The 20480-nt window shown below is 61.6% G+C and carries 21 protein-coding genes; 12 read left to right on the forward strand and 9 right to left on the reverse strand.

Features of this window, described 5'->3' with window-relative positions:
* Nucleotides 1–36 precede the first annotated feature (36 nt).
* The 5 genes from KBX13_RS08850 (at nucleotide 37) to KBX13_RS08870 (ending at nucleotide 4333) form a co-directional block, all read left to right on the forward strand.
* Complete coding sequence (locus tag KBX13_RS08850; protein ID WP_256021773.1) at nucleotides 37–252, forward strand: CopG family transcriptional regulator; 216 nt, start codon at nucleotides 37–39, stop codon at nucleotides 250–252.
* Nucleotides 245–514, forward strand: coding sequence for a TetR family transcriptional regulator (locus tag KBX13_RS08855; protein ID WP_070975461.1), 270 nt, complete (start codon nucleotides 245–247; stop codon nucleotides 512–514). Before KBX13_RS08850 ends, KBX13_RS08855 begins: the two co-directional genes overlap by 8 nt.
* 67 nt (nucleotides 515–581) lie before the next feature.
* Nucleotides 582–3314, forward strand: coding sequence for a Rib/alpha-like domain-containing protein (locus KBX13_RS08860; protein ID WP_256021775.1), 2733 nt, complete (start codon nucleotides 582–584; stop codon nucleotides 3312–3314).
* Between the two features lie 33 nt (nucleotides 3315–3347).
* Complete coding sequence (locus KBX13_RS08865) at nucleotides 3348–3725, forward strand: hypothetical protein (protein ID WP_256021778.1); 378 nt, start codon at nucleotides 3348–3350, stop codon at nucleotides 3723–3725.
* Between the two features lie 158 nt (nucleotides 3726–3883).
* A complete protein-coding gene (locus KBX13_RS08870) occupies nucleotides 3884–4333 on the forward strand; it encodes a hypothetical protein (protein ID WP_070363374.1) in 450 nt (149 codons plus the stop codon).
* Here the strand turns inward: KBX13_RS08870 and gyrB are convergent.
* The 5 genes from gyrB to dnaA form a co-directional block, all read right to left on the reverse strand.
* Nucleotides 4330–6369 (reverse strand): DNA topoisomerase (ATP-hydrolyzing) subunit B, encoded by a 2040-nt coding sequence (gyrB, locus tag KBX13_RS08875; protein ID WP_256021781.1) that lies wholly within the window; start codon nucleotides 6367–6369, stop codon nucleotides 4330–4332. The two genes, KBX13_RS08870 and gyrB, sit on opposite strands and share 4 nt — an antisense overlap.
* A 77-nt stretch (nucleotides 6370–6446) precedes the next feature.
* The gene (locus KBX13_RS08880; RefSeq protein ID WP_252931820.1) at nucleotides 6447–7046 is read right to left on the reverse strand and encodes a DciA family protein; all 600 of its coding nucleotides are present in this window, start codon (nucleotides 7044–7046) and stop codon (nucleotides 6447–6449) included.
* A complete protein-coding gene (gene recF / locus KBX13_RS08885) occupies nucleotides 7033–8211 on the reverse strand; it encodes a DNA replication/repair protein RecF (protein ID WP_256021783.1) in 1179 nt (392 codons plus the stop codon). Before recF ends, KBX13_RS08880 begins: the two co-directional genes overlap by 14 nt.
* Before the next feature lie 9 nt (nucleotides 8212–8220).
* The gene (gene dnaN / locus KBX13_RS08890; RefSeq protein ID WP_256021785.1) at nucleotides 8221–9426 is read right to left on the reverse strand and encodes a DNA polymerase III subunit beta; all 1206 of its coding nucleotides are present in this window, start codon (nucleotides 9424–9426) and stop codon (nucleotides 8221–8223) included.
* Between the two features lie 721 nt (nucleotides 9427–10147).
* Nucleotides 10148–11680 carry a chromosomal replication initiator protein DnaA gene (dnaA, locus tag KBX13_RS08895; RefSeq protein WP_256021787.1) on the reverse strand — a complete coding sequence of 511 codons (1533 nt, stop codon included), beginning with the start codon at nucleotides 11678–11680 and terminating at the stop codon, nucleotides 10148–10150.
* Between the two features lie 854 nt (nucleotides 11681–12534).
* Here dnaA and rpmH point away from each other — a divergent pair.
* The 7 genes from rpmH to KBX13_RS08930 all read left to right on the forward strand — a co-directional run bounded on the left by rpmH (nucleotide 12535) and on the right by KBX13_RS08930 (nucleotide 17051).
* The gene (rpmH, locus tag KBX13_RS08900) at nucleotides 12535–12672 is read left to right on the forward strand and encodes a 50S ribosomal protein L34 (RefSeq protein WP_070363641.1); all 138 of its coding nucleotides are present in this window, start codon (nucleotides 12535–12537) and stop codon (nucleotides 12670–12672) included.
* Between the two features lie 22 nt (nucleotides 12673–12694).
* Entirely contained in the window at nucleotides 12695–13066 is a 372-nt protein-coding gene (gene rnpA / locus KBX13_RS08905) for a ribonuclease P protein component (protein ID WP_256005830.1), read from the forward strand.
* Nucleotides 13045–13347, forward strand: a complete 303-nt coding sequence (gene yidD / locus KBX13_RS08910) for a membrane protein insertion efficiency factor YidD (RefSeq protein WP_256021789.1) — start codon at nucleotides 13045–13047, stop codon at nucleotides 13345–13347. Before rnpA ends, yidD begins: the two co-directional genes overlap by 22 nt.
* Nucleotides 13348–13370: 23 nt before the next feature.
* Nucleotides 13371–14351 carry a membrane protein insertase YidC gene (gene yidC, locus KBX13_RS08915; protein ID WP_070363380.1) on the forward strand — a complete coding sequence of 327 codons (981 nt, stop codon included), beginning with the start codon at nucleotides 13371–13373 and terminating at the stop codon, nucleotides 14349–14351.
* A gap of 92 nt (nucleotides 14352–14443) precedes the next feature.
* Nucleotides 14444–15061 (forward strand): 16S rRNA (guanine(527)-N(7))-methyltransferase RsmG, encoded by a 618-nt coding sequence (rsmG, locus tag KBX13_RS08920; protein ID WP_256021791.1) that lies wholly within the window; start codon nucleotides 14444–14446, stop codon nucleotides 15059–15061.
* A gap of 20 nt (nucleotides 15062–15081) precedes the next feature.
* Nucleotides 15082–15963, forward strand: a complete 882-nt coding sequence (locus KBX13_RS08925; protein ID WP_256021792.1) for a ParA family protein — start codon at nucleotides 15082–15084, stop codon at nucleotides 15961–15963.
* 2 nt (nucleotides 15964–15965) lie between these two features.
* A complete protein-coding gene (locus KBX13_RS08930; protein ID WP_256021794.1) occupies nucleotides 15966–17051 on the forward strand; it encodes a ParB/RepB/Spo0J family partition protein in 1086 nt (361 codons plus the stop codon).
* Here the strand turns inward: KBX13_RS08930 and KBX13_RS08935 are convergent, their stop codons facing one another.
* From KBX13_RS08935 to KBX13_RS08950, 4 genes are all read right to left on the reverse strand, one after another.
* Complete coding sequence (locus KBX13_RS08935; RefSeq protein ID WP_284804844.1) at nucleotides 17052–18233, reverse strand: N-acetylmuramoyl-L-alanine amidase; 1182 nt, start codon at nucleotides 18231–18233, stop codon at nucleotides 17052–17054. It abuts the gene before it with no gap.
* Between the two features lie 51 nt (nucleotides 18234–18284).
* Nucleotides 18285–18608 carry a thioredoxin gene (gene trxA, locus KBX13_RS08940; RefSeq protein WP_070478319.1) on the reverse strand — a complete coding sequence of 108 codons (324 nt, stop codon included), beginning with the start codon at nucleotides 18606–18608 and terminating at the stop codon, nucleotides 18285–18287.
* A 30-nt stretch (nucleotides 18609–18638) separates the two neighbouring features.
* Nucleotides 18639–19589 carry a thioredoxin-disulfide reductase gene (trxB, locus tag KBX13_RS08945; RefSeq protein ID WP_070478321.1) on the reverse strand — a complete coding sequence of 317 codons (951 nt, stop codon included), beginning with the start codon at nucleotides 19587–19589 and terminating at the stop codon, nucleotides 18639–18641.
* A gap of 272 nt (nucleotides 19590–19861) precedes the next feature.
* Nucleotides 19862–20413, reverse strand: a complete 552-nt coding sequence (locus KBX13_RS08950) for a sigma-70 family RNA polymerase sigma factor (protein WP_256001258.1) — start codon at nucleotides 20411–20413, stop codon at nucleotides 19862–19864.
* Nucleotides 20414–20480 lie beyond the last annotated feature (67 nt).

A 20480-nucleotide genomic window follows, 5' to 3' on the forward strand; every position in this document is an offset into this window, starting at 1 on the left:
CCCTGCACCGTGGTATCACTCTGATACCATCGCGGCATGGCTATGACGCTACAACTCAGCACAGACGAAGACACAGCACTCATCATGCTCGCCTCCGCATGGGGCTGCTCGAAGCAAGAGGCCGCCCGCCGCGCCATCGTCACCGCCGCCTCCCGCCTTCTTGACGACGCCACCATTACCAACCTCGCCCGCACCACCCTGCAGGAATACGCCCACACCGAACGCCGCATCCGGCAGGCCCGCGATGCGTAGCCTGAGCAGTGAGCAGCTGCTGGCCATCGCCGACGAATGCGCGCATATATATAAGGTGCGAATACGTTCCTTCGGCGCGCTCTGCGCCTGCGCCGCCGTCCCCGGCGCCCACCTCCACGGCGTGCCCGTCTACGACACCGCACACGCCGCCGCTCGCGGCCTCGCCGACACAATCCGGGCCCTGCGCCCCCTGACCGGAGCCAACGACGCCTTCGCTGACGTCGCCGGCACCACCTATTTGCGGTGGGTCGAGGAAGCGTAATCGCGTACTTTCTCCTACACTGGCAACTATTTACACGGACCATTAGAGAACACTTGGTGGAGGAACAATGAACGCTACAAAGTACACCGCAGTACTGGCAACCACCGTGGCACTGATCGGCGCCGGCCTGGCCGCACCTCAGTTGCGCGCGGAAGAGACTACTGAGACGACCGCAGCATCAGATTCGGCATCTCAGTCACAGGAAGCGCGCGAATGGCGCAACGCTGAAATTACCGCCGGCGGCACCATCACCGTCGAGCCGAGCGTCCCACTCCCAGAGGGCGCCAAGGCAGTCGGCCCGACCAGCATCGACGGCTGGAAGCTGACCACCGACGAGAAAACCGGCGCTGTGACGATCGAGGCCGCACCGAAACTGCGCCCCGGCCAGGGACTGCGCTACCGCGTCTTAGTTCTCTTCGCCGACAAAACCACGGCCACCTACGACGCCGAAGTGACCGTCGTTCCTGGTGGCAACAACAACGCCAACACCTCCACCATCGAGTACAAGGACTCGCTGGTCCAGCCGAAGCAGAGCGTCACCGTTACCCCCACGGGCACGTTCACGCAGGGCACCAAGTTCTACCTCAACAGTGACAAGATTGAGAAGTGGGACGTGAGCGTCGACGAAACCACCGGCGCCGTCACCGTCAAGGCCGGCGACATCGGCTACGGTTCCTGGCTCTCCATCCCAGTTCGCGCTGAGTTCCCCGACGGCTCCTCCGACGTCAAGCACGCCAAAGTCACCGTCGCCGACCAGCACGGCAACACCACCCCGCCGTCCGACCGCCTCGCCGCGAAGCACACGCCGGTGTACGCCACAGCGCAGATCGCGGGTAACGAGACGGCCACCCTCAAGCAGACCGCTGAGCTGCCTGAAGGCACCAACTTTAAGATCATGGGCGAGTCCAAGTTGTGGGACCTGTCTATCGACGCCTCAACCGGCACCATCACCGCAACACCAAAGCAGCCGCTCGCTGCCGGTGCCGTCGCGAATGTGCCCGTCATCGTCACCTACTCCGACGAATCCCAAGACTTCGTACAGGCCAAGGTCGAGGTGACCAAGGACCCCGTGTGGCAGTCCAGCAAGGCTAGCGTCGACTACCCGGTGGAGAAATCCCCAGCCGATGAGACCGCCACCATCACCCCTGCTCTCAAAAATGTGCCGGAGGGCACCAAGTTCGCCATGAACGCGACGCCACCAACGGGTTGGGAGATCGGCATCGCGCCTGTGACCGGTGTGGTGACCGTCAACGCCCCAGAGGGCACCCGCGCAGGCACCCAGATCAACGTGCCTGTCCGCGTCGAGTTCCCCGACGGTTCCCGCACCGTCACCAACGCGGTCGTCCTCTTCGAGGCACCAACCAACCCCGAGTCCGACAAGTTCAAGGTCACCTACAAGGACGTGACCGTCAAGGCCGGCGAGAACCGAGTGTTCAAACCAACCGAAGCACTACCTACCGGTGCCATCGTCAACGGCCCGAAGAACCAGAGCGTCAACGGTGTGAAGGTCAATACCGACAAGGACGGCGCTGTCTCCGTTGAAGTACCAAGCCACGCCCGTGACTTCGACTTCACGGTTCCCCTCGAGATCTTCTTCCGCGACGGCTCCAAGCAGGAGACGAAATTCCACGTCACCGTAAAGGCAAAGGAGACGACTACTCCGACGACCTCCACCAAGGAGTCCACGCCGACTTCGGAGGAGTCCGCGCCGCGGACAACCGACCCGTCAACGACTACGCCGACGACTTCCGACAAGACGACCGAGCCGACCACGTCCGCCCCGCGGACAACCGAGAAGTCCACCACCCCGGAGACGACCACCCCGGCCACGTCGACTACCAACGCAACGCCAACAACCAAGGCAACGACGACCACGAAGGAGTCCGCGCCGCGGACAACCGAAGAGGCGTCGACAAGCGAGGCGACTCCGACGACTCCAACGACCTCGACAAAGCCTTCGAAGCCACAGGCTACGACGACCAAGGTTGAGTACGCGCGCACGCCGGTGCACGCGGGTGAGTCTGTGACGCTGAAGCCGAAGGGCGAATTCCCTACGGGGACGAAGTTCAACGGGCCGAGCGGGTCGCAGCAAGGATGGTCCGCCACCACGAACAGTCAGACTGGTGAGATTCGAATTACTGCACCAGCGGACGCGACGGTTGGTACCACTGTGAGCTTCCCTGTCACCGTGGTCTTCCCAGACAAGTCGAGGCAGATTCACGAAGTCACCGTCTACGTAGAGCGCACCACCACGGCGCCGTCCACCAGCGAACAGCCGACCAGCGAACAGCCAACGAACACTACGACGCCAGCAAAGCCGAAGGAGTCCCAGGCGGACAAGACCGACGTCAACTTTGAAAACCAGAAGGTGAACGCTGGCGGCACGATCGTGCAGCGCCCGAGCGGCAACGCTCCTGCAGGCACCAAGTTCACGGGCCCGAACGGCACGTACGACGGCTGGAAGTTCGCCACCGACCCGAACACGGGTGAGGTCACGATCACGCCTCCGGCGGACGCGAAGCCTGGTGCCTCCATCGACTACACCGTCACCGCGACGTTCCCCGACTGGTCGACGAAGGACTACAAGCTGAAGGCGACCGTTACGGGCGGAGTGGACGACGATAACGGTGGTGACACGGGCTCGAGCTCAGGCTCCAGCAGCTCCTCGTCGAACGAGGAGGGCTCGAGCACGGGTGCGACCATCGGCATCGTGGTTGGCGTGCTCGCGCTGCTCGGTCTGCTGGCCGGCGCGGCGAACTATGTGCTGCAGTACGTCGACATCAACGCGCTGCTTCGCTAACACCGTTCGCGCGGGGACGATATTCTAAGCACTATGAAGAAAATGAGTGCTATCGTCCTCGCCGGCGGGGTCGCGGCGTCGCTGATCGTCGCGCCGCAAGCCACCACCGCCCCAGCCGGATCCTCCAAGCCGACGCCGGTGATCACGCCGACCGTCACCCCTCCAAAGCAGCCACCGCTCGGCAGCGCATACACGGGCTCAGCGCCGGTCTCGCTGACCATCGCGGCGCTGCTCACCCTGCTGGTTGGCCAAGTCATTGTCGACGCCGTCCCCCCACTGCGCGCAGCCGTCGATGACCTCGCGCGCCAGGCAGGACTCTCGGGCGTGATGGGATCCTCCCAGGGTAACCGTATTTTCGACTTCTCCAAGATCGACCTCAACGAGCTGCAGAAGATGCTGCCCAAGGTCTAAACCCCACCCCAAATATGTAACCGCTGTGACTCATGATAAGTTTGTTCCTGTTGTGGTTACAGTGTCCTGTGTGACTGCTGTGGCGGAAGAGCCGCAACGCTCAACGTAACAATGCGACCTGCCGGGGGGCAGGTCGCATTTGTCATACAATCAACGGCATGGAAACACCACAAGGACTCAACGCACTGCTGCACAATGGGCGCCGCCCAGGAATCGTCGACGCGCTCGCCGGAGTGGTCGACCAGACCGTCGCAGACCAAAGCGGACTCACCGGCATGGCGCTGCGCTCCGCAATCGCGGGCGTAAAGAAAGTCGACGCCCGGATCCTGCACAAAGGCATCAACACCGTACTCCCCCAGCTGCTCGAGCAGCTCAACCCCCGCTGGGAAGACTACAAAAACAGCGACCACGCCGCCTTTGGCGAATACCTCGCACAACACGAAGACGACGTGGTCACAGAACTCGTCTCACTCGGCGACAACCTCCGCGACTCCATGCCAGCCGGCGTACAGAAGATCTACGCCACCTTCCGCAGCAAGGCCGCCAAAATTGTGGGGCCTGCGCTGCCGCGGATCGGAGAGGTCGTCGAAAAGCAGATGGAAAGCTAGACGTCCAGGAAGCGGACGTCCTTCGCCTTGCGGGTAATGAAGGAGCGGCGAGCCGCCACATCATCGCCCATCAGGATGCTGAACAGCTCATCAGCGCGCTGGGCGTCCTCCACATCAACACGACGCAGAATACGGTGATCCCGGTCAAGCGTGGTCTCCCACAGCTCGCTCGGGTTCATCTCACCCAGACCCTTGTAACGCTGGATGCCGTCATCCGTGTTGATCTTACGGCCGGCCTCCAGGCCCTCCGCGAGCAACTGGTCGCGCTCCGCGTCGGAGAAGGCGTAACCAGGCTCGCCCTTCGCCCACTTCAGCTTGTAGAGCGGCGGGTTCGCCAGGTAGACGTGGCCCTCCTCGATGAGCTCCGGCATGAAGCGGAACAGCAGGGTAAGCAGCAGCGTTGCGATGTGCTGGCCGTCGACGTCAGCATCCGCCATCAGCACAATCTTGTGGTAGCGCAGCTTCGAAATGTCGAACTCTTCGTGAATACCCGTACCCAGCGCAGTGATGATCGCCTGGACCTCCGCGTTCTTCAACACGCGGTCCATGCGGGCCTTCTCCACGTTCAGGATCTTGCCGCGGAGCGGGAGGATCGCCTGATACATCGAGTCGCGGCCCTGCTTCGCCGAACCACCTGCTGAGTCACCCTCAACAATGAACAGTTCGGACAGCTTCGGGTCCTTCGAACGGCAATCCGCCAACTTACCCGGCAGGCCACCCAGGTCCGTCGCCGACTTGCGACGCACCAAGTCACGCGCCTTGCGCGCCGCCTGACGCGCCTGCGACGACGACACAGCCTTCGAAATGATGGCCTTCGCCTCCGCCGGGTTGGCATCAAACCAATCCGACAGATTCTCGTTCACGGCGCGCTGCACGAAGCCCTTCACCTCGGTATTGCCGAGCTTCGTCTTCGTCTGGCCCTCAAACTGCGGGTCCGCCACGCGGACAGACACCACGGCCGCGAGACCCTCACGGCAGTCATCACCAGTGAGGTTCGGCTCCTTGTCCTTCAGCAGCTTATGGTCACGCGCGTAACGGTTCATCAGGGTGGTCAACGCCGCACGGAAACCCTCCTCGTGCGTACCGCCCTCATGCGTATTAATGGTGTTCGCGAACGTGTGCACAGACTCCTTAAACGAGCTGTTCCACTGCATCGCCACCTCAGCCTCAAGACCATCACCCTTCTGGTCGAAGCCCACGATCGTCGGGTGGATCGCCGTCTTCGACTTATTCAGGTAGTTGACGTAATCAATCAAGCCGTCCGGGTAGTGGTACGTGACCTTCTTCTCGCGCTTCTTCGGGGCAGCAGATGTGTCACCCTCGGCGGCGTCGTCAAACGAATCCGAACCAACCTCGGCGGCCGTATCGCCCTCCTCCGCGATCGCCTCAAGCTCAAGCTCCTGCTCAGAAACGCGCTCGTCCTTCAACGTGATGGTCAGGCCCTTATTCAGGAACGCCATCTCCTGCAGACGACGCGAAATGGTCTCCCACTTGAACTCCGTCGTCTCGAAAATCTCCGGATCCGGCCAAAAACGAATCGCCGTACCCGTGCCGCGGGCATTGCCGCCCTCCTCCAGAGGCTCCGGCTGCGCGTTCACAAACCGCTGGTACCAGTGCTTGCCATCGCGCTTAATGTCCGCCTCAACACGCGTGGACAGCGCGTTCACCACGGAAATACCCACACCGTGCAGACCACCCGACACCGCGTACGACTCCGAGTCGAACTTACCGCCCGCGTGCAGCTGCGTCATCACGACCTGCACCGTCGGCGCACCAGACGGGTGCATCTCCACCGGAATACCACGACCATTATCGACGACCTCTACGCCGCCATCCGCGAGCAGAGTCACATCGACGCGATCGGCATAGCCCGCCATCGCCTCATCGACCGAGTTATCCACGACCTCCCACACCAAGTGGTGCAGGCCACGCTCGCCGGTCGACCCAATGTACATACCTGGGCGCTTCCGGACGGCCTCAAGGCCCTCGAGGATAGTAATCGACGACGCGTCATAATGAGGTTGTTGATCAGCCACTGGAAAAGACGCTCCTCCTGAAAAATGTCATTAACCCGTCCCATCTTACACGTAAAACAGGACACCAAACCCCACGACTACCCGTACGTGTCCCTCGGACCCCGCCCCTTCACGTGCAGCGGACCATAGCGCCAACTCTTCACCCGCGGCCCATAAATGTGCAGCTTCCGGATCACATCCGGGCCCACCTTCTCCGCAATCGCGCGCAGCACCGTCGACTGCATGTACTTCAGCTGCGTCGCCCACGCCGTCGTCGTACACGTGATGAAGACCTCGCCGTCCTTAATCATCTCCACCTTCGTATGCTCCGCGATCTTCGCACCGACCAGGCCCTCCCAATTGCCCATCACCCAGCCATACGCCATGTTCTCCGTCCAATCGCGCTTCCGGATCTCCTTGCCCAACAGCGACGAAAACGACTTCACCTTGTAACTGCGCGGCAACGCCCGACCATCCTTGCCCGTCGGCCGACCCCGCTCCAACCACGGCCTGCGCTCCTCCTGCTCAAAGTGCAGCCCCGGCACCGTAATATCCTTCACCGGACGGCCCTTGCCCTGGCTGCGGCGCGGCACCACGCTCGTTCCCTGCTTCGACAAATCCGGCAACCTCCCGCCGCGCCGCTTCGCCGTGCGCCGCAACTGGTCAAAGGTAGTGCCCACCAAGTCACGCTCGCTCAATGTGCGACACCCCCTCCTCCATCCGCACGTGATACCGCGCCGTCACCGCCCCATCAAGGTTGCCCGGCAAGTCATCCCCGACCGCCGCCGTAATCAACACCTGCTCCGCCGACTCCGCCACGTGCACCAACCGCTCACGGCGCTTCGCGTCCAACTCCGCAAACACATCATCCAGAATCAGCACCGGATCCGTGCCCTCACCAGCCAACAAGCGGTACTCCGCCAAGTGCAAACTCAGCGCAAAGGACCACGTCTCCCCATGCGACGCATACCCCTTCGCCGGCTGCTGACCCAACATCAACACCAAATCATCCCGGTGCGGACCAACCAGCGTTGAGCCACGCTCAATCTCCTCTTTTCGACGCCTCCCCAACTCCGACAACATCGCCGCCTCCAACACCTGCGGATCCCGCGACGCCTCCCCCGTCAACTCCAACACCGCCCGATCCAACGTCGACGTATACTCCACCGACGCCGCCCGCGACTCCGGCGCCACCGACGCATAGGACTCCGTGATGGGGTCGGAGAGGGCGTCGACAAGCAGAAGCCTGCCCGCCAGCACCTGCGCACCATACCGCGCCAACTGTGCATCCCACGCATCCAACGTGCTCAACGCACCCGCGCCCGCCGCATCCCCATAACCGCGGCGCAACGCCATATTCTGCGAACGCAACAACGCATTACGCTGACGCAACACCTTGTCATAATCCGCCTTCACCCCACCATGACGCGGCGTACGCACCGCCGCCAACGCATCCAAAAACCGGCGACGATCCCCCGGCTCCCCATTCACCAACCGCAAATCCTCCGGCGAAAACATCACCGTCCGCAACACACCAAGCAGCTCACGCGCCGACTTCAACCTCGTCCTATTAATCTGCGCCTGATTCGCCCCACTCGCCTTAATCAACAGATGCGTCGTCAGCGCGCGCCCCTCATTCACCGTCGTCGCCGACACGCGCGCATCACTCGCCCCCGGATGGATCAGCGGAGCGTCCGTGGCCACCCGGTGACTCCCGAGCATCGACGTATACCGCACAGCCTCCACAATGTTCGTCTTCCCGTGCCCGTTGCGGCCCGAAAACACCGTGACGCCCGGCTCCAAATCCACATGCAACTCCCGCCACGAACGGAAATCACGCAGGTCAAGCTCCGAAACGTACATCGCGGCAAACTAGCCCGGCAGGCGAACCGGCATCAACAAATACGTGAAATTCGTCTCCGGCGTCGGGAACAACCCATCATCACCCTTCTCCGGAAACGACTCCGGCTCCGGAATCATAATCGCCGGACGCGACGACTCCGTAAACCCAAACACCGCACGATCCGTCCCAATCACCGACAAACCATCACGCAAATAACCAGCGTTAAACGCAATCAGCAGCTCATCCTCCCCCACAAACTGCGCAGGAATCGACTCCGACGCCTCACCAGAATCAGCCCCCGACGCAAACAACGTCACCTGACCCTCCGAAAAATGCAACCTCAACTGCGCATTCCGATCCGCCACCAACGACACACGGCGAATCGCCTCCAGCAACGGAGCCACCTCCACCGACGCCATCGACGTATGCGCCTTCGGCAACAACGGCTGCACATTCGGGAAATCCGCATCCAACATGCGCGTCGTCGTCTCACGATTGCCCGCATGCAAACCAAACAAGCCGTCCGCGCCCACATTATCGACGCCACCAACGGCAATCTGCACCGGCTCCTCCAACTGCGTATCCAACGTCCGCGCGTTATCCAACAACGTCTTCGCCGGCACCAACAGCTTCGCCTGCACCCCCTCACCAGCAGGCGACCACTCCAACGAACGCAACGCCAACCGGAAACGGTCCGTCGCCGTCAAGTGCAACGTCGAACCCTCCACCTCAATGTGGATACCGGTCAGCATCGGTAACGTGTCATCCTTACCCGCCGCGGCAGCCACCTGCATCACCGCGCCACTCAGGTCCTCCGAACCGATCGTGCCCGTCACCTCAGGCAACTGCGGCAACTGCGGATAATCGTCCAACGGCATCAAAGGCAGCTCGAAGTGGGCGGAGCCGCCGTCGAGAAGCAACTTTGTGTCACTCGTAGAAACCTCAACCGGCTGATTCGGCATATTCGCAACAATGTCAGACAACAACTTGCCCGCCACCGCCACGCGACCAGGCGTATCCACCTCAGCCGCAATCCGCACCCGCGACGACACCTCATAATCGAAGCCCGCGAACTCCAAACCCTCATCCGACGCCGTAATCAACACCGCGCGAAGAATCGGCTGCGTGTTCTTCGTAGGCAACATCCGAGCAACCCACGCCACCGCGTCCGACAGGTCCTCCTTGTGCACGCGGAAGGAAACGTTGGAATTCAAGTTGTCTTGGATGTCCGCCATAGTGACACGGGCTCCTTGCAGTACGTAGAGATTCTTGTAATTACGTACTCACTCTAGGCGGGGACGCGCTTTTTGTCATTCGAGTTTTCACACGCCTAGCTCATGGCTTTTTGGGGCGTTGGTCGTTTGTGCGCCGTTCTGCACAGGTCCCCTTTCTACTCTAGGAATTACAAGTAAAAAGCTTGGGAACAACAATAAGTCCTGTGCAATCTGTGGAATTACACGAATTCGCCGTGGTCGGAACGCAAAAACAGGGTGTGCAATTGCCTGTGGATGAAATGTGGATAACTCCGGGCGTTTGTGGATAGATTTTCTGTCATTTGATCTGTGCACAACTCGGGAAGGGTTGTCCACTGGGGATTCACACGTTATCCACAAGGCCTGTGGTGTGTGATGTGGGTCTCTTTGTGGTGGGGGTCACTTAGGTCTTTTGCCCCTGAATGTGAATTACAGCGGTGTAATTACACAGGTGTGGATAAGTCTGTGGATGGATTTTTAGGGTGCGGGAGGTGGGAGTGCCAAATGTCGCAATCTGATATGGACTAGGTGTTCAAAGTGTCTGGCAGAAAAAGGGCTAGGCAAAAGTGGGTGCGTCTTTTGGCACTGAGAGACCAGGTAGGGGCACCAAATTCCGGGATTTGGGGAGTCGGGCTTGTGTTTCCCCAGGTCGCTGGGGGTGCGTGAGGGAATTTGGTGCGGGCGACGCCGAGAGCGACGAAAGTTAACGCAGGGTGCGGGCGCGGGCCTTAATAATCTGGGTGAGCTCCTGGATTTCGTCGTAGGTGCCGCGGTTCTCCGTCATCTCCTTGCGGATCTTGCGGTCCGCGTACATCACGGTGGTGTGGTCCTTGCCGCCGAACTCGTCGCCGATCTTGGGAAGGGAGAGTTCGGTCAGTTCGCGGCACAGGTACATCGCGATCTGGCGGGCGTGCGCCACCTGACGGGTTTTACCTGCGCCGATGAGCTGGTCCATCGTGACGTTGAAGTACTCGGCGGCGTACTCCTTGATGGTGGAGGCGTTGATGTTGATGTCGCCTTCGTCGGGAAGGATGTCGCGAAGTGCGACTTGGGCGACGTCGAGGGTGATGGGCTCGTCGATAAGGGAAGAGTAGGCAGAGACCCTGATGAGGGCGCCCTCGAGCTCGCGGATCGACGACTCGAATTGTGAGGCGATGAGCTCGAGCACCTGGTGGTCGACCTGCGTGCCGTCGGCGGCCGCCTTCTTCATCAAGATGGCGATGCGGGTCTCCAGGTCTGGTGGCTGGACGTCGGTGATGAGGCCGCCCTCGAAACGGGTGCGGAGGCGGTCCTCGAGGGTGGTGAGCTGCTTCGGCGGGCGGTCAGACGACAGGATGATCTGCTTATTTGCCTGGTGAAGGGCGTTGAAGGTGTGGAAGAACTCCTCCTGGGTGCCTTCCTTTCCCTCGAGGAACTGGATGTCATCGACCATGAGGATGTCGAGGTTGCGGTAGCGACGCTTGAAGCTTTCTTGGCGGTCGTCGCGCACGGAGTTGATGTAGTCGTTCGTGAACTCCTCGGAGGAGACGTACTTGATGCGGAGGTTCGGCTGCAGGACCTGCGCGTAGTTGCCGGCGGCGTGCAGCAAGTGCGTCTTGCCGAGGCCGGAGCCACCCCAGATGAACAGGGGGTTGTAGGCGCGGGCCGGGTTCTCGGCGACGGCGACGGCGGCGCCGTTGGCGAAGCGGTTCGAGGAGCCGATGACGAAGTTCTCAAAGGTGTACTTCGGGTTGAGGCTGGTCTCGCGCTCGGGGTCGTGGGCAGGCTTTTCGCGGGGGATTCGCTTAGGGACGGTCGGGTGCGCCGGCGCCTGGTGTTGTTGCTGTTGGCGGGCGTGCATCTCAGCGAGTTCGTCGAGGCCCATTGGGATTTGCTCGCCGGGGGTCATGTGGGCCGGGTCGACAGCCTCGGGGGCAGGCGGAGCTGAAGGCGCCTGGATCGAGACGGCGAGCGTGCAGTGTTTGCCCAGGTGGGACGCCAGCAGCGCAGTGATGTGCGGTGCGAGGGACTGCTCCACCACCGTTTTCGCTGCGGCGTGGGGGGCGGAGAGGATGGCGTAGCCGTCGACAAGCATGACGGGGCGGACGAGCTGGAGGTACGCGCGTTCTTGCGGGGTGAGCGACGGGACCTGCGAGCTGGGCTGCGCGGATAGCGCCAGCAGGTCAGCGACGATGGTGCGCCATAGCGTTTCGATGTCTTGCTCTGCCAACGTCCCGCTCTCCTCCTGATCCGACATGTCATTTAGTGACGTTCATCACAACTGTGGAATTTCACGTACATTCCACCGCTGCTTCACAGATTTTGTAATTCCAAAACCTGCGTCTCACCAGTATCTTCCACAGACTTGTCCACACCTGTGGATAACTTCGGTGAGCAAGTTGTCCACAGCCTTCCCCCTCCCCTGTGGATAACTTTTCACGGAACTTTTACCGGCTGTGACCTGCTGTAATTATAAATTACGCCGCAAAGTCTCAACCTGTTGTTCACAGTTATCCACAGCGATGTGGAGAAAGAACGTGTGTAATTGTGGTGCTTTATCATTGTTACCCGGTGTGAGCTTGCAATGTCTAACAGCCCGCACGCCACAACCCTGTGGATAACTCGTTTCACGGATGTGATTCACAGGAAATCTCGAACATTGCGTACGCGTGTTGGGAAGTAATCGCGCGTCAGGCCGGTGATAGCGCGGCCCCCGGTGTTCGAAAATATGCAACCACCTGCGCGAAAGTACACCTTTGTAATTACGGGGGTAAACGAATGGACCTGCGCCCCACCCGGCGCAAAAGGCGGTGTGTCGATTTGAACAACCAGCGGTTTTTCGCGTAGTCTGGCGTAGTCTGTCACACCACGGGCGCGAAGCAACATGCCCACGGTGTGCTTGAGAGCACCATCTACGCAGTGCACCGGGCCGCCCACCCAGGGCGAGTCAGCGAAGGTGATGCATGCAGGTCAACGCGCACAACGCGCCGCGGCCGGGCAATCTCAACCTGAACATTACAATTCCGGGACGGCTACTACCCCGGGAGGGAATGCGTCGCACACCGCGGCGGGTTCCCGCTGGCCGTCGTGACCTCTTATAAGGAGTCCACCGTGTCTAAGCGGACTTACCAGCCAAACAACCGCCGTCGTTCACGCAAGCACGGCTTCCGTGCCCGCATGCGCACCCGCGCCGGCCGCGCAATCGTTTCCGCGCGCCGCAAGAAGGGCCGCGCCAGCCTGACGGCATAAACGCCCGAAGCGCAGCGACATCGTGTTACCCCGCCCGCACAAACTCTCCTCCTCTGCCGACTTCCGGCAGACCATGAGGAAAGGAGTGCGCGCGGGGTCTCGCACTTTAATCGTCCACGTCCGCTCCCGGGCCGACGACGCCGTCGCGCTGCACGGCGGGCCGCGCTTCGGACTGATCGTGTCCAAGCAGGTCGGTAACGCGGTGACCAGGCACGCGGTGTCTCGGAAACTGCGGCATGTGCTGCGAGGGGGCGTCGATAAGCTGGAGCTGCACCACGACGTCGTGGTGAGGGCCCTGCCCGCCTCAGCCACCGCCACGAGCGCGCAACTCGCACACGACTACGACGCCGCACTGCGCAAAGCCCTGGACAAATGGCGTACTACAACTTCCTAGGCCAACGCATCCCCGCACCACCAACCGCGGCCGCGCGGGCACTCGTGAAGGCCGTACGCTGCTACCAAAAGTACCTCTCACCCCTTAAGATGGGTGCGACGTGTCGTTTCATGCCAGTGTGCAGCGCCTACGCACTCGAAGCGGTCGCGCGACACGGTGCCATCAAAGGCACCCTGCTCAGCGTGGCCCGCGTCTGCAAATGTGGGCCCTGGCACCCCGGCGGGTTCGACCCAGTACCCGGAAGCGGTACGGACGCGTCCACAGAAACGACCACCAAGTAACCAACGAGGAGAAACACCCCAAAGTGCTGAATTTCATCTACTGGCCGATTTCTTGGGTGCTGTGGTTCTGGCACAAAGTATTCGGCTTCATCCTCTCGCCAGACTCGGCGTTGTCATGGATCCTGTCCATCGTCTTCCTCACCTTCACCCTGCGAACCCTGCTGGTCAAGCCCATGGTCAACCAAATGCGGTCCATGCGCAAGATGCAGGAAATGCAGCCGAAGATGCAGGAAATCCGCCAAAAATACAAGAACGACCAGCAGAAAATGGCGGAAGAGACGCAGAAGCTGTACAAGGAGATGGGTACCAACCCGCTCGCCTCGTGCATCGTCCCGCTGGCGCAGATGCCCGTGTTCATCGGCCTGTTCCACGTGCTGCGCTCCTTCAACCGCACCGGCACCGGCCCCAACCAGCTGGGCCTCAGCGTTGAAGAGAACCGCAACCTGGCCAACTACGCGTTCTCCCCAGAAGACGTCCGCTCCTTCCTGGACGCCGACTTCTTCGGTGTGCCGCTCTCCGCGTACATGTCCATGCCAGAAGACGCCTTCGCGGCGTTCACCGGCCTGGACTTCACCCGCGCCAACATCATCATGGTGTGCCTGCCGCTCGTGCTGATCTCCGCGACGTTCACCCACCTCAACGCCCGGATGTCCATGAACCGTCAGGCCGCACGCCGCGCCGCCGGCAAGGTCAACTCCCCGTCCGGTGACAACGCCGCCATGATGGAACAGCAGATGCAGATGATGAACAAGATGATGCTCTGGGTCTTCCCGGTCATGATCATCGCGTCCGGCTTCCTGTGGCACATCGGCCTGCTGTTCTACATGCTGGCCAACAACGTGTGGACCTTCTTCCAGACCCGCATCGTCTTTGCCAAGATGGACGCCGAGGAAGAGGCCGAGGAACGCGCCAAGGCGGAAGCCAAGCGCGCCTCCGCTCCCGTTGTCGGTGCCCGCAAGGTGGACAAGCGCAGCAAGAAGCAGCGCAAGCAGCAAGGCAAGTAACCGGTAGCCCCCAGCCCCCAGCAAGTGTTTGCTGGGGGCGTTACTTTTACTAGAGTCGATGCCAGACTAAAAATTCAAAGGAGTACACAGCCGTGTCAGAACAGCCCACAGCAGCCGCCACCATCTTCGGCGACCGCCTGCCGCTCGCCGAGGCCTACCACGAATCGCTCGCCACAACCGCCGCCGAGCGCGGCTTCATCGGCCCCAAAGAAGTCAGCCGCCTGTGGGAACGGCACATCCTCAACTGTGCGGTGGTCTCCGAAGCACTTGACGACGCCACCACCGTCGCAGACATCGGCTCCGGCGCAGGGCTGCCCGGCATCCCACTGGCCATCGCGCGCCCCGACGTCTCGTTCACCCTCATCGAGCCGCTGCTGAAGCGCTCCACGTACCTCGCCGAGGTGCAACGCGAGCTGGGTTTGGACAACGTCACCGTCGTCCGCGGTCGCGCTGAAGAGCAGCCCGGCGGGCAATTCGACGTGGTCACCTCTCGCGCCGTCGCACCCCTGGGCAAGCTCGCCGGCTGGAGCCTTCCACTGGTACGCCACGGGGGCTCGATGTTGGCGCTGAAAGGCGCTAGTGTTGCAGAAGAACTAGAACGCGACGCGCGGGCGATTGCGAAAGCCGGGGGGATCACGCCGAACATTTTCCAGGTTGGCGCCGACGTCCTCGACCAGCCCACCACCCTCATCCGAATCGTGCGGAAATAGCGGAAAGGAACACCACCAGCATGGACAACGCCACGCTGCAACGCCCCGCGCACACCCGCGTGTTCACCGTTGCGAACCAGAAGGGCGGCGTCGGCAAGACGACGACATCGGTGAACATGGCGTCGGCACTCAGCCGCCAAGGCATGCGCGTCCTCGTCATCGACCTGGACCCGCAGGGCAACGCCTCCACCGCGCTCGGCGCCGAGCACACCTCCGGCACCACCTCCAGCTACGAAGTCCTCATCGGCGAAGCAACGCTCGAGGAAGCACTGCAGGCGCACGCCAACAACGAGAACCTCTACTGCATCCCCGCCACCATCGACCTCGCCGGCGCCGAAATCGAGCTGGTGTCCATGGTGCGCCGCGAATACCGGCTGCACGACGCCATCCGGCGCGGCTTCCTCGAAGAGCACAACTTCGACTACGTCTTCATCGACTGCCCACCATCACTCGGGTTGCTCACCATCAACGCCATGACCGCCGTCGACGAAGTCATGATCCCCATCCAGTGCGAGTACTACGCGCTTGAGGGCGTCGGCCAGCTGCTCGGCAACATCGGCATGATCCGCGAGCACCTCAACCACAACCTGCACATCTCCGCGATCGTGCTCACCATGTACGACGCCCGCACGCGGCTCGCTGCGGACGTCGCCGGCGAAGTGCGCAACCAGTTCGGCGAAGTGGTGCTGCGCAACGTCATCCCGCGCTCCGTGAAGGTTTCCGAGGCGCCAGGCTACGGCCAGACCGTCATCGACTACGACCCACTCTCCAGCGGAGCGCTGGCCTACTACGACGCCGCCCGCGAACTGGCAACACGCGGCGACTACCAACCACACGCCACCACGGGGCCCATCGGAGTCAGCCCGCAGGTGGCCCAACAACTTGACGAGGGCGAGGAATAACCATGGCACAAGAGCGTAAAGGCGGCCTCGGCCGCGGACTAGCAGCACTTATCCCGCAGGCACCCGCTGCGACCGACAAAACCGGCAAGACCGGCGGCATCGGCGGCAAGGCCTCCGACGTGATCTTCGGCGCAGCCGGCGCAGCCGGGGCTTCGGGAGCTTCAGGGGCTTCCGGTGGCGGCGACAAACTTCCGCCCCGCGGAAAACGACCCAAGGTCGCGGGCGCGCCCACCGTGGGCGCCACCCCCGAAAACGTCATCCAACCCGTGCCAGTCGGCGCGCGCTACCAGGAAATCGCGGTCGGGCAAATCATCCCGAACCCGAAACAGCCACGCCAAGTCTTCGACGAAGACGAGCTCAACGAACTCGTTCACTCCATCCGCGAATTCGGGCTGCTGCAGCCCATCGTCGTCCGCGACACCCCAGAAGGCTTCGAGCTCATCATGGGCGAGCGCCGCTGGCGCGCCGCCTCCAAAGCCGGCCTGAAACACATCCCGGCCATCGTCCGCGAAACCTCCGACCAGGACATGCTTCGCGACGCCCTGCTGGAAAACATCCACCGCGTCCAACTCAACCCACTCGAAGAAGCCGCCGCCTACCAGCAGCTCCTCGAAGAGTTCGGCGTCACCCAGGAGCAACTTGCCGACAAACTCGGCCGTTCCCGCCCCGTGATCACCAACGCGATCCGCCTCCTGCGCCTGCCCGTGCCAGTGCAGCGCCGCGTCGCCGCAGGCGTGCTGTCCGCAGGCCACGCCCGCGCCCTCCTCGGCCTCAAACTCGGCAGCGACGCCCTGACCTCCAACGGTCAAAACCTCCTCGCCGAACGCATCGTCTCCGAAGGCTTAAGCGTCCGCGCCACCGAAGAAGCCGTCACGCTCATGAACAACGAAGGCGGCGTCCCACAAAAGAAACGCCGCGAACCCATCCCCCAGCCCGAATACCTCACCCGGGCCGCCGACCAACTCGCCGACGAATGGGACACCAAAGTCTCCGTCACCATGGGCAAACGAAAAGGCAAAATCGTCGTCGAATTCGGCGACCGTCAGGATTTCGAACGCATCATGGGCCTCATCCAGGGCACCGATTAATTACAGGTGCTCCTGGCGGAGCAAGTCCTGGAAAGAGTAGGTGCCTGTCGGCTGGTCATCAGAATCCAGCAAGTACAGGCGCTTCACCGCCACCACAATCGCCTCCGCGATCGCGTCCCGCTGCTGCGGATCCGTCACCACCTCAACATCGTGCGGATTCGTGACATAGCCAGCCACGATCTCCACCGACGGCATCCGCGTCATCCGCAGCATCTCCCACGTCCGGGCATGATTCCAGCAATTACGTAGCGACGTCCTCGCCGCAATCTCACGCTGAATATAGCCCGACAGCGTCTCCCCCGTCATCGACGACGTCCCGTTCTCCGAACCGAAGTAGAACGTCGCCACACCATTCGCCTTCTCATTGGCATAACGGTCCAACTGCAGGGAAATCACCAAGTCGGCGTCGAAGCCGTTCGCCAGATCAGCGCGCTCCTTACACGACGGATTATCACCACGCGGGCGCGAGATGATCGTCTCCACACCAGCCGCAATCATGCGGCCCTCCACGCGCTGCGCCAAATCCCACAGGATCTCCTCCTCCGTGATCTGGCCAAAGGGGCCGTCGACAAGCGCGCCCTTATCCGCACCACCAAGATGCGGATCAATCACCACGCGCTTGCCCGCCAACTGCGGGCCAGCCGCACGCACATGCTCACGCTCACGAATCGCGTGCGCCGAACCGCCCGTAATCCGGCGGCCCAACAGACTCAACGCGTGCAACGTATCCGGGCCACACACCCCATCGTCTTCCAAGCCCGAATTCAGCTGGTAGTTCATCACAGCTTCGTGCGTGCGCGGACCGAACCGCCCATCCACACGATCCGAATAAAAGCCCAGCTCATGCAGCTGTGTCTGCAGCTGCCCCACGTCGTCGCCCACCAGCTCCTGATTCGGCTGGTACTGCAACACACGCGCCCCCAACGTATACGACGCCTCACGAAGCTCACGCAACGTCAAGTCATCGATAGCGCCAGTCGGCATAATTCCCCGCGACTGCTGAAACGCTTTCACAGACTCCGCCAAAGGGGCGTCGAAAAGCATCTCGTCGGGAGTGAACTGCCGCGAGTTGAAGTCCTCGATATCCCCATCGAAGTCCTCCAACATGCCCAAACGCGCAAGCGTCGCACGCGCCTCGGCCACGCGAGCACTCGAATCACCTACGCGGAGAATGTCACCCACTGGGCACCTTTCTACAAAACCAACAATGCAGTCCATCCTACGACGGACAGCCTACAGATACGACTCAACCTTCTGGACGATCTGCGCCTTCGGAAGCGCCCCCACAAACTCATCCACCTTCTGGCCATCCTTGAAGATCAACACAGTCGGAATCGACATGACCTGGAACATCATCCCCAGCTCACGCTCCTCATCCACATTCACCTTCGCGACCTTCACCTTGCCATCCAGCTCAGACGCAATCTCATCCAACGTCGGCGACAACTTCCGGCACGGAGCACACCACTCAGCCCAAAAATCCACCAACACCGGCGTCGAAGCCTCAACGACCTCAGCCTTAAACGTATTCTTCGTCACATCAACAGGTGCACTCATCGTTCCTCCTTGAACACAGTTCTTTCTATTCTAAAGCGCCGCAAGGAAATGCTGCGCATCCAACGCCGCCCGGCACCCCGAACCAGCCGCCGTAATCGCCTGACGATAGTGGTTATCCACCAAATCGCCACACGCAAACACGCCCGGCACGTTCGTGCGGGTCGAAGGGGCGTCGACAAGGACGTACCCACCCTCGTCCGTGGCCACCTGGCCCTCCAGGAACGCCGAACGCGGATCATGCCCGATCGCCACGAACAACGCCGTCGCGTCCAGCACCGACTCCTCGCCCGACTGCACATTACGCACCTTCAGGCCGCCAACCTTGCCATCCTTTTCGACGACCTCTTCGACCACCGAATGCGTAATAAACTCAATCTTCTCATTCGCCCGGGCGCGCTCCAACATAATCTGCGACGCGCGGAAGTTCTCCGAACGGTGAATGATGGAAACCTTCGACCCAAACTTGGTCAAAAACGTCGCCTCCTCCATCGCCGAATCCCCACCACCGACAACGGCAATGTGCTGATCCTTAAAGAAGAAGCCGTCACAGGTCGCGCACGTGGACACACCGCGACCCGTCAGCTCAGCCTCACCCGGAATGCCCAGGTGACGCGGCGCCGCACCCGTAGCCAGAATCACCGCCCGAGCCTGGTACACGTCATCCCCCACGAACACCTTCTTCACGTCACCGCTGAGATCAACCTTGTCCACCAGCTCCGACTCCAGGCGCGCGCCGAACTTCTCCGCCTGATCGCGCATCTGCATCATCAGATCCGGGCCCATCACCCCATCCTTGAAGCCAGGGAAGTTCTCCACCTCAGTGGTGTTCATTAGCTCGCCGCCGTACTCGTAACCCTCAAACACCAACGGGTTCAGCTCCGCACGCGCCGCGTACAGCGCTGCCGTGTACCCCGCCGGGCCCGAGCCGACAATAATCACGTCATGAATTTGTTCTGTTTGTTCGCTGGCCTCGTTGGTCATGGAAACTCCTCGTAGATTTGCTCTGTCAGGGGTGTAAACGTAGCCAGTCTACTGTTTGTTCCAGACGTGTGCTTTTGGCATGTGCACCAGATTCCCGCTCGAGGGGTTGGCGACCTGGGGAAACGCCGAGCGTGCTATCGGGAAATCGGGGATTTGGTGCGCAGGCTGAGCGTCACGACACCAAATTCCTTCTCACTCCGATGGCGACCTGGGGAAACGCCGAGAGCGATGTTGGGATCTAGGAATTTGGTGTCACGCAGCCCCTACGAGGGCTAGCAGGCGCCTTCCATGTGCTCGAGCATCATGGCGCGAGCCCGGGCGCGGCGGGACTTCATGGTGCCGGGCTGGACGCCGCAGGTGTCGGCGGCGGACTGGAGCGACATGCCCATGATGTCGATGAGGAAGACAGCCTTCCGGTGCGCCTCCGGTACGACGCGCAGCGCGTCCTTGACGGCGATGAGGCGGTCGAGGTGAGCGGTCGGGTCGTGGGCCAGGCGAGGATCCTTGTCCTGGGAGAGCTCATCGTTGTCGTCGAGGGACACGGTGTACTCGGCCTTGCGGCGGCGCTGGTGGTCCAAGCTTGCGTTGGCGACCAGCCGGTATAGCCAGGTAGACACCTTCGACTCGAAGCGGAAGCCATAAAGGTGGCGGGACGCCTTGAGCAGGGCGTCTTGGACGATGTCTTCGGCGTCGCACTCATTGCGTGAGTAGCGAAGGGCGACGCCGAGCATGTTGCGTTCGTGGCGCCGGACGATGAGGTTGAAGGCGCGGATGTCGCCTGCGATGTATTCGTGGACGAGTTGGTGGTCTGTTTTTCTGCGCATGATGCACCCTCCCATTGCTGATGCATCCAGTGTGATGCATCAGCGCCGGAAGAGGAAGCGTTTCTTG

This window comes from Corynebacterium sp. CCUG 51687, assembly GCF_024453995.1.
Lineage (GTDB): Bacteria > Actinomycetota > Actinomycetes > Mycobacteriales > Mycobacteriaceae > Corynebacterium > Corynebacterium pseudogenitalium.